The organism is Azospirillum terrae, from assembly GCF_053470425.1.
Genome location: NZ_JBPXMR010000014.1, coordinates 119,894 through 132,906 on the forward strand (window position 1 = coordinate 119,894; position 13,013 = coordinate 132,906).

Here is a 13,013-nt window from a genome sequence, read left to right on the forward strand (position 1 = left end):
CGTCGTTCCGCCCTTCCCCTTTGAGAATCGCGTCGGCTCGCACCATTTCCTAATGCAGGACCTCAAGGGAAACTGTGACCTCTATGCCTTCGCGGATTGAAGACCTCTGCGCCCACAAGGGCCTCAAGATGACGGACCAGCGCCGGGTGATCTCGCGCGTGCTGTCGGAATCGACCGATCATCCCGATGTGGAGGAGGTGCACCGCCGCGCCGTCGCCATCGACCCGCGCATCTCCATCGCCACGGTGTACCGCACCATGCGCCTGTTCGAGGACGCGCAGGTCATCGACCGCCTGGACTTCGGTGACGGCCGTGCGCGCTATGAGGAAAAGCGGGACGAGCACCACGACCACCTCATCAACCTCCAGACCGGCGAGGTGGTGGAGTTCACCAGCGAGGAGCTGGAACAGCTGAAGGCGACCATCGCCCGCAAGCTGGGCTACGAGCTGGTCGGCCACCGTCTGGAGTTGTACGGCGTGCCGATTGGCCGCCAAACGGCCAAGCAAGACAACTGATAATAGAATGGGACTATCCGGCGGGATTCGCCGGTCGCGCCGCACAAAAGCAGCCGGGGCCTTGGAAACCCTTGCGGAGTGCGCCGCACGCGGAGCTGTGCGTGGCGGCCCCTGCGGTCTAGGTTCAAGATCGACCGCACAAGAACGGGACTCGGGCCGCCCCATGGATCACAGCGACGACCCCCTTCTGGCGCCGATCCTCGCGCGCCTGGACCGCCTGACCGAAGCCGTCGAAGTCCGCATGGACGCGCTGGACCAGCGCCTGCGCGGCCTGGAACGGGAAGCCGGCGAGATCATCGACCTGCTCGTCTCCATCAAGGCCGGCCTGGACTGCGCCGTCGACGAACTCGTCGAGGCGGAGGACGAGGATGACGACGACGATGATTCCGAGACGGTCTGGCACTTCATCCACTGAACCCATCCTGCTACACAGGGTGGGGGCAGACGGAAAGGCCGGCCATGCAACACCACCAGGGCGTGGCGTTCTTTGATTTCGACGGCACGCTGGTGCGTGGCGACACCTTGCCCATGTTCATCGCCGAGGTGATCGGGAAACGGCGCACCCAGCTCGCCTTCGCCGACGCCATCCGCTCCGCCGGCCACCGCCACCTGCGCGGCCGCGCGCCGGGCGTCGATTTCCGCGGCTCGATCAAGTCGATCCTGTTGAAGCGCACCCTGCGCGGGCTGGCACTGGCCGAGGCGCACGCGGCGGCCGAGCGGATGGCGCCCAAGCTGCGCTGGCACCCGCCCACGACCCATGCCCTGCACGAGCACCGCCGCGCCGGCCGTCGCGTGGTGGTCGCCACCGGGGCGTTGGACGTCTACATGCCGTTCCTGCTGCACGGTGTGGAGGTGGACGATCTGCTCGCCACCGGCATGGAGGTGCAGGACGGCCGCCTGACCGGCCGCCTCGCCACCGGGAACTGCGTGCGCGCCGACAAGGCGGACCGGGTGCGCGCGTGGCTGTCGGCGAACGGCCCGTTCGGCGAGACCTGGGGCTACGGCAACCGCCCGAGCGACCTGCCCATGCTGGCGCTGCTGGACCGCCGGGTCGTGGTCCACATCGCTTAACCGAGCCTTAACATTCCGCGCCCAATAGTGTATGACATTGGTCGGGTATTCAGTTCCCGGCCCTATGACCTGGAGCGTGGAGCCTCGGCCATGTTCAGCATCGAATCCCAGATTCGCATGGCGGTCCCCGCCCGCTTGGCCGTCGTCGCCGACGACGATCTGGAGCAACGCGCCGCGGTCACCCGCCAATTGGAAGATTTGGGATTCACCGTGGCCCAGGCGAAGGACGGCTACGAGGCGCTGTCGATCATTGGCGAGCGCGAGCCCAACCTGGCCCTGCTGCGGCGCCACGCGGCGTCGGACGACGGCGACCGGACGGCGGCGCTGGCCCGCATGCTGTACCCGCGCACCCGCATCATCATGACCTCCAGCGCCGCCGATGCCTTGTCGGGCGACGACGCCTTCGCCGTGCTGACGCTCCCGGCGGACGCCCGCGGGTTGGACCGCTGCCTGGACGAGGCGGCGTAAGTCCGGTTCCTTTCAGGTTTCCACTTCCACCGGCATGCCCAGTTCAAGCTCCAGGTCACGGTCGGCGCGGCCCCGGTTGACGGCGATCTCCACCAGCCCGTTGGAATTGCCGTACCAGAACGCCTCACCCTCGGCGGCATCCGCGAAAGTGCGGGCATGCCGCACCTCGTATCCGTTGGCGATCAGCAGCGCGGTTTCCGGCACCCCACCGGCGCGCAGGCCGGTCATGGCGTTGCCGTACCCGTCCACATAGACGATGCGCGCCAGATCGTCGGGCCAGTCCGGCCGGGCGATGGCCGGCGACGCCAGCGGTGTGGACAGCGGCGTTCGCCCCAACGCCAGCCGCGCCGCCACCGGAGCGAACAGGTCGCGGCCATGAAAGGTGGCCGACAGCTTCGCCGGCTGCCAGTCGATGGCGGCGACCGTGAAGTCCACCGCCCGGCGCCGCACCAGCTCGAACAGGCCGTTGTCGGGGCCGACGAAGGTCCGCCCGTCCGCCTGAATCCACAGCGGCTTGCGCGCGGTGCCGACGCCGGGATCGACGACGCAGACGAACACCGTGCCGGCGGGAAATTCGTGCGCGTAGGCGGCCAGCAGGTAAGCGGACAGTTGCGGGTCGAAGGCCGGCGCGTCGGCGAACAGGTCGATCACCGGCACGCCCGGCGCCTCGCGCGCCAGCGCCGCCTTGACTTGCCCCGTGTATGGCCCGGTGAGCCCGAAATCGGTGAACAGCACGATCATGCCGGCCAGTATAGCGCGGCCGGTGGCTTCCCGGAACCCATTCGAAACGGGGCGCTTCGACTTGTCGCGACGCAATTCCGCTTCATATAGCAGACAGCGCCAAAGACGATTGCGGCGCGTTTATTTTGTTCTGCCGAACCTCGTCTGAATGATCAGGGATATGAACAGGTATTCAGCTTTCGTAATAGGAATGCTGGCGCTGCTTCTGGCGACCGGCCGCGGCGCCGCGTAGAGCAAGCGCCCGAGCATTCTCGCTACCACAGGCATCCCGATGGGGCCGAGCCCGCTGCTGATCCGCGGCCTGACCGTCGTCTATCACCGTAAGCCGGTGCTGTGGGACGTGACCTGCGTCGCCTCGGGCGGGCTGCTGACGCTGGCGGTGCTGTTGGGGCCGCAGCACGGCATGCTCGGCCGGGTGCTCGGACAGCGTCGGCTGCACGCCGCGATGCTCTCCCAATCCGGGAATTCCCATCGGGAGTGAGGGATATTAGGATCAACGGTGGCCGTCGCTTCCCGCGGCCGCGGACCCGCCGGAGTCCCCGATGCCCTCTGCCCTCCACAGGCGCCTGCTGATCCTCGTCGCCCTGGCCCTTCTGGCGGCGGACATCGTGCACGACAGCCTTCATTTCCTCGACCCCGGAGAGCACGAACTGGGGAACAGCCCGTGGTCGGTGCTGCTCGAGTTGACCGGGCCGCTGGGCGCCAGCCTGCTGTTGTTGATGCTGCTTCTGCGCGAGACCGGCGCCGCCACCCGCGCCCGCGCCGCCGCCCAGGACGCCGAGGAGCGCGCCTCCACCGCCCACCGTCGCCTGCTGGAGGGGGTGGAGGCGGTCAGCGAGGGCTTCGCGCTGTACGACTCGGACGACCGGCTGGTCGTCTGCAACGCGCGCTACCGCGAGATCTACCCGAACACAGACATCCGGCCCGGCGCCTCCTTCGAGGAGACGCTGCGCAACGGCGTGCGGCGCGGCCAGTACGCCGACTGCGACCCCGCCGACCCCGAACCGTGGATCGCCCGCCGGCTGGAGCAGCACCGCAATCCGCAAGGCACCATCGAGCAGCGGCTGGCCGATGGCCGTTGGCTGAAGGTCGCCGAGCGGCGCACCAGCGACGGCGGCTACGTCGGCATCCGCACCGACATCACCGAACTGAAGCAGCGCGAACAGGAACTGGCGCAGAAGTCGGCGGTGCTGGAGGGGACCTTCGCCGCGATGACGCAGGGCCTCGTGGTGTGGAGCGCCGCCGGGCGCCTGCTGACCTGGAACCGGCGTTTCGAGGAGGTGATGGAACTGCCGCCGGGCTTCGTCACGGTCGGCATGCACGCCGATGTCTTCCTGCGGCGGCTGGCCGAGCGCGGCGAGTTCGGTTCCGGCGACCTGGACGAACTGGTGGCCCAACGCCACGCCATCCTCGACCGCGGCGGCCGCATCGAGCGCACGCGCCCGAACGGCGTGGTGCTGGAAATCCTCGCCACGCACATGGACGACGGCGCGGTGCTGATGACCTACACCGACGTCACGGCCCCCCGTCAGACCGAGGCCGCGCTGCGCGAGAGCGAGGAACGCTTCCGCCAGCTTTCCGACTCGGCCACCGACTGCATCATCGTGCACGAGAACGGCACCATCATCGACATCAACCGCGCCGCCCTCGCCATGACCGGCTACGGCGCCGACGAGCTGATCGGCCGGCCCATCATCACCCTCGTGGCCCCGGAGGACCATGCCAAGGGCCTGCGCCGTCTGGCCGACCGGATGCAGACCCATTTCGAGATCACCGGCCTGCGCGCGAACGGCGAGCGCTATGTGGTGGGCGGCGAGACGCGCTACGTCGCCTACCGCGGGCGCACCGTCGCCATCGTGTCGGTGCACGACATCACCGCCTACCGTCAGGCCGAGGCGCAGCTCCGCCTCGCCAAGGAGCAGGCGGAACTGGCGAGCCAAGCCAAGTCCGAGTTCCTGCGCATGATCAGCCACGAGATCCGCACGCCCCTGAACGGCGTGCTTGGTATGATTGGCGTGCTGCTGGACGGCTCCTTGGGCGAGCAGCAGCGCACCTATGCGCTGACCGCGCGCGAGTCGGGCGAGGCGCTGCTGGCGATTCTCAACGACCTCCTCGACCTGTCGAAGATGGAGGCCGGCAAGCTCGACCTGGAAAGTGCCGGCTTCGATCTGGTGGAACTGGTGGAAAGCGCCATGGACCTGCTGGCCACCCGTGCCGCCGCCAAGGGGATCGCGCTGGCGGCGACGGTGCCGGCCACCCTGCCGAGATGCCTGCGTGGCGACGCCGGGCGGCTGCGGCAGGTGTTGCTCAACCTCGCCGGCAACGCGGTGAAGTTCACCGAAACGGGCGGCGTCTCGGTCATCGTGACCTCGGACGGAGCCGACGAGTCTGGCGGCGAGCGCCTGCGTTTCGAGGTGGCCGACAGCGGCATCGGCATCCCCGCCGAGGCGCAGCCCTACCTGTTCGAGGAGTTCACCCAGGCGGCGCCCACGCTGTCGCGCCGCTACGGCGGGACCGGCCTGGGGCTCGCCATCTGCAAGCGGCTGGTCGAGCTGATGGGCGGCCGGATCGGTGTCGACAGCGCCCCCGGCCGGGGCAGCCGCTTCTGGTTCACCGTGCCGGTGGAACGGCAGCCCGGCGCCGCCCCGGCACCGCAGGCGCTGGCCGGCAAGCGCGTGCTGCTGGTCGACGCATGCCCGCTGAGCCGCGCCGCGTTGCGCCTCCAGGTCGCGTCCTGGGGGGCGGAGGTGGTGGAGGCCGCCGACGTTCTGGAAGCCGTGCACGCCGCCGGGGACACCCGCACGGACGCGGCGCTGGTGGACACTTTCGGCCGCGACGAGACGAAGCTGGAGGCGCTGGCGGGGGCTTTGCGTCAGGCCAGGGTCGGGCGCATCGTGGCGCTCGCCCCGGTCGGCCACGCCGACGCGCGCGCCCATCCGGGGATCGACGCGATGCTCATCAAGCCGGCCCGGCAGGCGCGGCTGCTGGCGGCGCTCGACGGCACCGGGGCACCGGCCGAACCGGCGCTGCCGCGGCCCGTGGCGCGGCCGGTGCCGCGCGCCAACGGCCGGCGCCTGCTGCTGGTCGAGGACAGCCCGACCAACCAGATGGTCGCCACCGCCTTCCTGAAGACCGCCGGCTATCGGGTGGACGTCGCCGCCAACGGGCTGGAGGGGGTGGAGGCGGTGCGCAGCGTGCCCTACGACCTGGTGCTGATGGACATCGCCATGCCGGAGATGGACGGGCTGGCGGCGACGCGGGCGATCCGCGCGCTGCCGCTGCCGGCCGGCGCGCGGCCGATCATCGCCATGACCGCCGACACCATGGAGGGCGACCGCGAGCGCTGCCTTGCCGCCGGCATGAACGACCACGTCGGCAAGCCGGTGGACCGCGCGCGGCTGCTGGACACGGTGGCGCGCTGGCTGCCGGCCGAACCGGCGGCACCCGGTGGAGGCGTTGCCGAGGAAGCGGAGGACGGGCCGGCGGCGGACACGCTGGACGCCGAGGTTCTGGAGCAGCTCGCCCGCGACCTCGATCAGGAACTGCTGGCCGACGTGATCCGGCAGTTCGTGGACGAGACGCAGGCGCGCGCCGGGCGCATCGCCGAGGCCGAGGACGACGTGAAGGTTCTGGCGCAGGAGGCGCACACGCTCAAGAGCACGGCCGGCACCTTCGGCGCGAAGCGCCTGTCGGCCGCTGCGCTGCAACTGGAGCTGGCCTGCCGCAGCAACGCCGTCGCCGAGATCCGCACGCTGCGCCGCTGCATCCCGGACCTGGCGCGCGACGCGATGGAGGCTTACCGGGCGCGGGGGGTGTTGGGGTGAGTGGTCGCGGTGGCCCCCACCAAACCTACAGCCGCCCCTCCGCCTGCCAGGTCAGGCGCTTGCGGTAGATCGTCGATGCGCTGATGTCCAGCAGCGCGGCGGCGCGCGGGATGTTGCCGTCGCACGCCGCGATGGCATCCTCGATGGCGTCCTTCTCCACCTGCCACAGCGGCCGGATCGCCTTCGGCCCCGACAGCATCGCCACGATGGGCGCCGCCGGCCCGGCGGCGGTCTGCGGCGTCAGCGGCGGCGGCAGCATGGCGGGCGACACTACCTCGCCGTCGTGCAGCACGACGATGTTGCGCACCACGTTCTGCAACTGCCGCACGTTGCCCGGCCAGTGGTAGAGGCGCAGCACCTGCTCCGTATCCGGTGAGAATCTCTGGAACCCCTTGCCCTCCTCGCGGGCGTATTCGGTGAGGTAGTGGCGGGCGACCTCGATCACGTCGTCCTCGCGCTCGCGCAACGCCGGCAGATGCACGGGGATGACGTGCAGGCGGTAGTAGAGATCCTCGCGGAAGCGGCCCTCCTCCACCTCGCGCAGCGGGTCGCGGTTGGTGGCGCAGACGATGCGCAGGTCCACCTTCTCCAGCCGCGTGCCGCCCACCGGCATGTAGGTGCCGGTCTGGATGAAGCGCAGCAGCTTGGTCTGGAGGTTCGGCTCCAACTCGCAGATCTCGTCGAGGAACAGCGTGCCGCCGCTGGCGCGCGCCGCCGCGCCCTCGCGGTCGGCCACCGCCCCGGTGAACGAGCCCTTCATGTGGCCGAAGATCTCGGACTCCAGCAGATCCTTGGGGATGGCGCCGCAGTTGATGGCGACGAAGGGCTTGTCGCCGCGCGGGCTCTGGCGGTGGATCGCCTCGGCGCAGACCTCCTTGCCGGTGCCGGACTCGCCGGTGATGAACACCGTGGCGCGCGACGCGGCGGCGCTGTCGATGATCCGGTACACCGCCTGCATGGTCAGCGACGAGCCGATGAAGCCGTGATAGCGGGTGCGCGCCAGATCCTTCTGGTAGGTGTCCACCAGCTGCGCCAGCCGCAGCCGCTCCACCGCGTTGCGCACGGTGATGACCAGCCGCTCGGCCGTGAAGGGCTTCACCAGGAAATCATAGGCGCCGTGGCGCATCGCCTCGACCGCCACGTTGACCGAACCGTGCGCGGTGATCACCACCACGGCGCAGGGCAGCCCCTGCGCCTCGATGCGGCGCAGCACCTCCATCCCGTGCATGTCCGGCAATTGCAGGTCGAGCAGCACGATGCGCGGCGCCCCGTCGGCCACCGCGTCCAGCGCCGCCGCACCGGTTTCCACCGGAACGACGGTGTACGCTTCTTTCTTCAGATACTCCGCGTACACCCGCGCCAGCGAGGGCGTGTCTTCGACAAGCAGGACCGTGGCGGTGCCGGGGATCATGGGCGGGGGGCGTTCGGGAAATGTGGCTTCTCTAAACTACCGCCTTTAACCGGGAGGCGCCAAGCGCCAAACGAACATCCTTGTACGGCGCGGTTTCACACGGTTTCGCCAACGCGGCTGCGAGGATCAGAACGCTTGTCCAAAGCGCTGCGATGGAATATCTAAATTCTACACCTCCAACAGCGTACTCCGTGAGGCGACGTTGAACGACCACGCCATCCTGGCCGGCAAACGGGTCCTGCTCGTCATCGCGGGCGGCATCGCCGCCTACAAGTGCCTCGACCTGATCCGCCGCCTGCGCGAGCGTGGCTGCTCCGTCCGGGCCATCCTGACGCGCGCCGGGGCGGAGTTCGTGACGCCGCTGTCCGTTCAGGCGCTGACCGAGGACAAGGTCTACCAGGATCTGTGGTCGCTGACCGACGAGTCGGAGATGGGGCACATCCAGCTCTCGCGCAGCGCCGACCTGATGGTGGTGGCGCCGGCCACCGCCAACATCCTGGCGCGCATGGCCGCCGGCATGGCCGACGATCTGGCGACGACGGCGCTGCTCGCCACCGACAAGCCGATCCTGGTGGCGCCGGCCATGAACGTGCGCATGTGGCTGAACCCGGCGACGCAGGCCAACATGGCGCTGCTGGAGCAGCGCGGCGTCACCCGCATCGGCCCCAACGTCGGCGACATGGCCTGCAACGAGCACGGTCCCGGCCGCATGGCCGAACCCATGGAGATCGTCGACGCCATCGCCGCGCACTTCGCCGGGCGCAACGCTCCCAAGCCCCTGGCCGGCAAGCGCGCGCTGGTCACCAGCGGCCCGACGCACGAGCCCATCGACCCGGTGCGCTACATCGCCAACCGCTCGTCCGGCAAGCAGGGGCACGCCATCGCCGCGGCGCTGCACCGGCTGGGCGCCGAGGTGACGCTGGTCAGCGGTCCGACCCGCCTGCCCGACCCGCCGGGCTGCACGGTCCGTCCCATCGAGAGTGCGCGCGACATGCTGGCCGCGTGCGAAGCCGCCCTGCCGGTGGACGTCGCGGTGTTCGCCGCCGCCGTCGCCGACTGGCGCGTCAAGGACGCCGCGGAGCGCAAGCTGAAGAAGGACGGCGGCGGCCCGCCGGCGCTGGAGCTGTGCGAGAACCCGGACATCCTCGCCACCCTGTCCAAGTCCGCCCGGCGCCCGGCGCTGGTGGTGGGTTTCGCCGCCGAGACCGGCAACGTCGTCGAGTACGCGCGGGCCAAGCGCGCCCGCAAGGGCTGCGACTGGATCGTCGCCAACGACGTGTCGCTGGGCACCCAGACCTTCGGCGGCAGCGACAACACCGTCCATCTGATCCGCGCCGACGACACGGTCGAGGCGTGGCCCACCATGGACAAGGACGCGGTCGCCGCAAAGCTCGCCGCCGCCATCGCTGCACACCTGAAGGAGAGCACGCCTTGACGCCCGTCACCGTACCTGTCGTCCGTCTGCCACACGCCGAGGGGCTGGAGCTGCCGGCCTACGCCACCGATGGTGCCGCCGGGCTGGACCTCGTTGCCGCGGTGGCGGCGTCCGTGGTGCTGCTGCCGGGCGCGCGGGCGCTGATCCCCACCGGCCTGTCCATCGCCCTGCCCGCCGGGTACGAGGCGCAGGTGCGCCCGCGTTCCGGTCTGGCGCTGAAGCACGGGGTGACGGTGCTGAACACGCCGGGCACCATCGACGCGGACTACCGCGGCGAGATCGGCGTCATCCTCATCAACCACGGTGCCGAGCCGTTCACCGTCGAGCGCGGCCTGCGCGTCGCCCAACTCGTGCTGGCGCGTTACGAGCGGATTGCCTGGGCTCCCACCGACCGCCTGCCGGATACGGCGCGCGGGGCGGGCGGCTTCGGCTCCACCGGCCAGACTAGCCAGAGGAATTCCTGATGCTCCGCATCTCCAAGAAGCTGATGTTCGCCATCGAGGCGGTGCTGGACATCGCCTACAACGCCGGCACCGAGCCGGTGCAGTCCGGCGAGATCACCCGCCGCCAGGGCATCCCCAAGCGCTATCTGGAGCAGGTGCTTCAGCAGCTGGTGCGCGACGGCATCCTGGCCGGCGTGCGCGGCCCGCGCGGCGGCTACCGCTTGGCGCGCGAGCGGCGGCGCATCACATTGGGTGAGATCGTCCGCGTCGTGCGCTCCATGGAGACCGCGGGCGACCCCATCGAGGATCCGGCCGGCTCCATCCTTGGCCACAAGGTGGTCCGGCCCATGTGGGCCGAGCTTCAGGACGAGTTCATCCACAAGCTCGAAGCGATCACCATCGAAGACCTCTGCCTGCGCGCCCGCGCCGCGGGCGTGGAAAGCGAGACCGAAGACCGGATCGATTTTACCATTTGATTCGGGCGACAACGCGCCTAAACTCACATGTAAAGTGTGGGGTATCCGAAAATTCACGCGTTCAAGGGGTGAAACTATGGGCGAGTTCCGCGGCAGGATCTACGACAGCATCGTCGACACCATCGGCGCCACGCCGCTCGTGCGTGTGAAGCGCCTTGCCGACGATGCCGGCATCAAGGCCGACATCGTCGGCAAGCTGGAGTTCTTCAACCCGCTGGCCAGCGTGAAGGACCGCATCGGCTTTGCGATGATCGAATCGGCCGAGCGCGAGGGCAAGATCACGCCGGGCAAGACCACGCTGGTCGAGCCGACCTCGGGCAACACCGGCATCGCGCTGGCCTTCGTCGCCGCCGCCAAGGGCTACAAGCTGATCCTGACCATGCCCGAGAGCATGTCGATCGAGCGGCGCAAGATGCTGAAGCTGCTGGGTGCCGAGCTGGTGCTGACCCCGGCGCCGGAGGGCATGAAGGGCGCCATCCGCCGCGCCGAGGAGTTGGTGGCCCAAGGCCCCGACGCCTACATGCCCCAGCAGTTCAAGAACCCGGCCAACCCGGAGATCCACCGGAAGACGACGGCCGAGGAGATCTGGCGCGACACCGCCGGCAAGGCCGACATCCTGATTTCCGGCGTCGGCACGGGGGGCACGCTGACCGGCGTGGCCGAGGTGCTGAAGGCGCAGAAGCCCGGCTTCAAGGCCATCGCGGTGGAGCCGGAGGACAGCCCCGTGCTGTCCGGCGGCATGCCCGGCCCACACAAGATCCAGGGCATCGGCGCCGGCTTCGTGCCGGACGTCCTGAACACCAAGCTGATCGACGAGGTGGTGCGCATCTCCAACCAGCGCGCCTTCGACACCGCGCGCAAGGTGGCGCGGCTGGAAGGCCTGCCGGTCGGCATTTCCTCGGGCGCGGCGCTCGCCGCGGCGCTGGAGGTCGGTGCGCGGCCGGAGAACGAGGGCAAGCTGATCGTCGTCATCCTGCCGTCGTTCGCCGAGCGCTACCTGTCCACCGCCCTGTTCGAGGGGCTGGAGTAAAAAGTCCCCTCTCCCCCCTGGGGAGAGGGTTAGGGTGAGGGGGTTCCGCGACGCTTTCGTTCCCGGTCCCCCGACAACCCCCTCACCCGACGCCTTCGGCATCACCCTCTCCCCAGGGGGGAGAGGGTTGGGCTGCGCGCCGTCCTGCGCTATGCTGCGCCCCATGGACTTCACCGACACCCAACTGCACCGCTATTCGCGCCACATCATCCTGCCGGACGTCGGCGGGATTGGGCAGACGAAGCTTCTCAACTCCAAGGTTCTGGTGGTGGGCGCCGGCGGCCTGGGCTCGCCGCTGCTGCTGTACTTGGCCGCGGCCGGGGTGGGCACCATCGGCATCGTCGATGACGACGCGGTGGATCTGTCCAACCTCCAGCGCCAGATCATCCACGACGAAACCACGCTGGGCGTGGCGAAGGTCGAAAGCGCCGCCGCGCGCATCGCCGCGCTGAACCCGGACGTGAAGGTCGAGGCGCACAAGACGCGCATCACCAAGGACAACGCGCTGGACCTGATCGGCCGCTACGACGTGGTCGCCGATGGGTCCGACAATTTCGCCACGCGCTTCCTGCTGAACGACGCCTGTTACTTCGCGAAAAAGACGCTGGTCTCGGCGGCGATGCTGCGCTTCGACGGGCAGGTGTCCACCTTCAAGGCGCATCTGGGCGACGCCAACCCCTGCTACCGCTGCATCTTCCGCGAGCCGCCGCCGCGCGGGCTGGTGCCGTCCTGCTCGGAGGGCGGGGTGCTCGGCGCGCTGGCCGGCGTGGTCGGCTCGTTGCAGGCGACCGAGGTGCTGAAGGAACTGCTGGGCATCGGCGAGAGCCTGTCGGGCAGCCTGCTCATGCTCGACACGCTGAACGCCGGCTATCACCGCATCGCGGTCAAGCCAGACCCGGCCTGCCCGCTGTGCGGCACCGAGCCGACGATTCTTGATCTTTCTGGCCACGACCTTTCCGGCCGATGAGGGCGCCATGCAGGGACCCGACAGCCTGTCCATCGTGGTGTTCGCCGGCGGCTTCGACCGGGTGCACTACGCGCTCGTCATGGCGAGCGCGGCGGCGGCCACCAACCGCAAGGTGACGCTGTTCTTCACCGGGCGGGCGCTCAACGCGCTGGTGGATTCGCCCGAACCGGGCTGGCACGCCCTGGACCCCGCCGACGACGGCAGCCGCCCGGCCGAACGCGACGCGTTTTTCGCGACGAACGGCCTCGCCACCTTCGGAGAGTTGCTGGAGGCCTGCGTGGCGCTGGGCGTCACGGTGATGGCCTGCGAGATGGGGCTGAAGGCGTTGGGCTTGCCCACGGGTGTCGGGTTGCGCCCGGACGTGCCGGTGAAGCGGGGTGGGGTGGTGACGTTCTTGAACGAGTCGTCGGCCGGCGGGGCGATGCTGTTCGTGTAGCCGCCCAAAAAATGCCGTCATGCCCGTGCTTGACACGGGCATCCACCGTTGGCCGGCGCTGAGGTGCGGGGCGTGGATGGCCGGGTCAAGCCCACGGCTGTCCGGTTAAGGATCATGTCCATTGCAGGGTGAGTTGCCTTGGCTCTTCGCCTAGGTTTGGACGGGGAGCGTTGAGGCGGTCGAGGCGCTTTCGGTG

The 13,013-nt window shown here is 69.5% G+C and carries 14 protein-coding genes; 12 read left to right on the forward strand and 2 right to left on the reverse strand.

Annotated features, from left to right (window positions below):
- The first annotated feature begins 83 nt into the window (after positions 1-83).
- The 4 genes from ACSVDD_RS25300 to ACSVDD_RS25315 all read left to right on the forward strand — a co-directional run bounded on the left by ACSVDD_RS25300 (position 84) and on the right by ACSVDD_RS25315 (position 2,054).
- Entirely contained in the window at positions 84-515 is a 432-nt protein-coding gene (locus tag ACSVDD_RS25300; protein WP_448192190.1) for a Fur family transcriptional regulator, read from the forward strand.
- Positions 516-678: 163 nt separating this feature from the next.
- Positions 679-930: a hypothetical protein gene (locus ACSVDD_RS25305; protein ID WP_448192191.1), complete on the forward strand. Its 252-nt coding sequence runs from the start codon at positions 679-681 to the stop codon at positions 928-930.
- Positions 931-974: 44 nt separating this feature from the next.
- On the forward strand, positions 975-1,586 hold the full coding sequence (locus tag ACSVDD_RS25310) for an HAD family hydrolase (protein WP_448192192.1): 612 nt from the start codon (positions 975-977) through the stop codon (positions 1,584-1,586).
- A gap of 90 nt (positions 1,587-1,676) precedes the next feature.
- Positions 1,677-2,054, forward strand: coding sequence for a response regulator (locus ACSVDD_RS25315; RefSeq protein ID WP_448192193.1), 378 nt, complete (start codon positions 1,677-1,679; stop codon positions 2,052-2,054).
- Positions 2,055-2,066: 12 nt separating this feature from the next.
- On the opposite strand, the gene ACSVDD_RS25320 is transcribed toward ACSVDD_RS25315, so the two are convergent.
- Positions 2,067-2,795 (reverse strand): SAM hydrolase/SAM-dependent halogenase family protein, encoded by a 729-nt coding sequence (locus ACSVDD_RS25320; protein ID WP_448192194.1) that lies wholly within the window; start codon positions 2,793-2,795, stop codon positions 2,067-2,069.
- 271 nt (positions 2,796-3,066) lie between these two features.
- Between ACSVDD_RS25320 and ACSVDD_RS25325 the strand changes: the two genes are divergently transcribed.
- Together ACSVDD_RS25325 and ACSVDD_RS25330 are read left to right on the forward strand one after the other, a co-directional pair.
- Positions 3,067-3,276 (forward strand): hypothetical protein, encoded by a 210-nt coding sequence (locus tag ACSVDD_RS25325; protein ID WP_448192195.1) that lies wholly within the window; start codon positions 3,067-3,069, stop codon positions 3,274-3,276.
- Between the two features lie 61 nt (positions 3,277-3,337).
- Positions 3,338-6,619, forward strand: coding sequence for a PAS-domain containing protein (locus ACSVDD_RS25330; protein WP_448192196.1), 3,282 nt, complete (start codon positions 3,338-3,340; stop codon positions 6,617-6,619).
- Between the two features lie 25 nt (positions 6,620-6,644).
- Here ACSVDD_RS25330 and ACSVDD_RS25335 read toward each other — a convergent pair whose 3' ends face one another.
- Positions 6,645-8,030 (reverse strand): sigma-54-dependent transcriptional regulator, encoded by a 1,386-nt coding sequence (locus ACSVDD_RS25335; RefSeq protein ID WP_448192197.1) that lies wholly within the window; start codon positions 8,028-8,030, stop codon positions 6,645-6,647.
- Positions 8,031-8,232: 202 nt separating this feature from the next.
- On the opposite strand from ACSVDD_RS25335, the gene coaBC reads away from it, so the two are divergent.
- From coaBC to ACSVDD_RS25365, 6 genes are all read left to right on the forward strand, one after another.
- Complete coding sequence (coaBC, locus tag ACSVDD_RS25340) at positions 8,233-9,465, forward strand: bifunctional phosphopantothenoylcysteine decarboxylase/phosphopantothenate--cysteine ligase CoaBC (protein WP_448192198.1); 1,233 nt, start codon at positions 8,233-8,235, stop codon at positions 9,463-9,465.
- Positions 9,462-9,929: a dUTP diphosphatase gene (gene dut, locus ACSVDD_RS25345; protein WP_448192199.1), complete on the forward strand. Its 468-nt coding sequence runs from the start codon at positions 9,462-9,464 to the stop codon at positions 9,927-9,929. The genes coaBC and dut overlap by 4 nt, the downstream gene beginning before the upstream one ends.
- The gene (locus tag ACSVDD_RS25350; RefSeq protein WP_448192200.1) at positions 9,929-10,384 is read left to right on the forward strand and encodes an RrF2 family transcriptional regulator; all 456 of its coding nucleotides are present in this window, start codon (positions 9,929-9,931) and stop codon (positions 10,382-10,384) included. The genes dut and ACSVDD_RS25350 overlap by 1 nt, the downstream gene beginning before the upstream one ends.
- 76 nt (positions 10,385-10,460) lie before the next feature.
- A complete protein-coding gene (cysK, locus tag ACSVDD_RS25355; protein WP_448192201.1) occupies positions 10,461-11,414 on the forward strand; it encodes a cysteine synthase A in 954 nt (317 codons plus the stop codon).
- Between the two features lie 163 nt (positions 11,415-11,577).
- On the forward strand, positions 11,578-12,381 hold the full coding sequence (locus ACSVDD_RS25360; protein WP_448192202.1) for a HesA/MoeB/ThiF family protein: 804 nt from the start codon (positions 11,578-11,580) through the stop codon (positions 12,379-12,381).
- Between the two features lie 7 nt (positions 12,382-12,388).
- Positions 12,389-12,817 (forward strand): DsrE family protein, encoded by a 429-nt coding sequence (locus ACSVDD_RS25365; RefSeq protein WP_448192203.1) that lies wholly within the window; start codon positions 12,389-12,391, stop codon positions 12,815-12,817.
- The last annotated feature ends 196 nt before the right edge of the window (positions 12,818-13,013 follow it).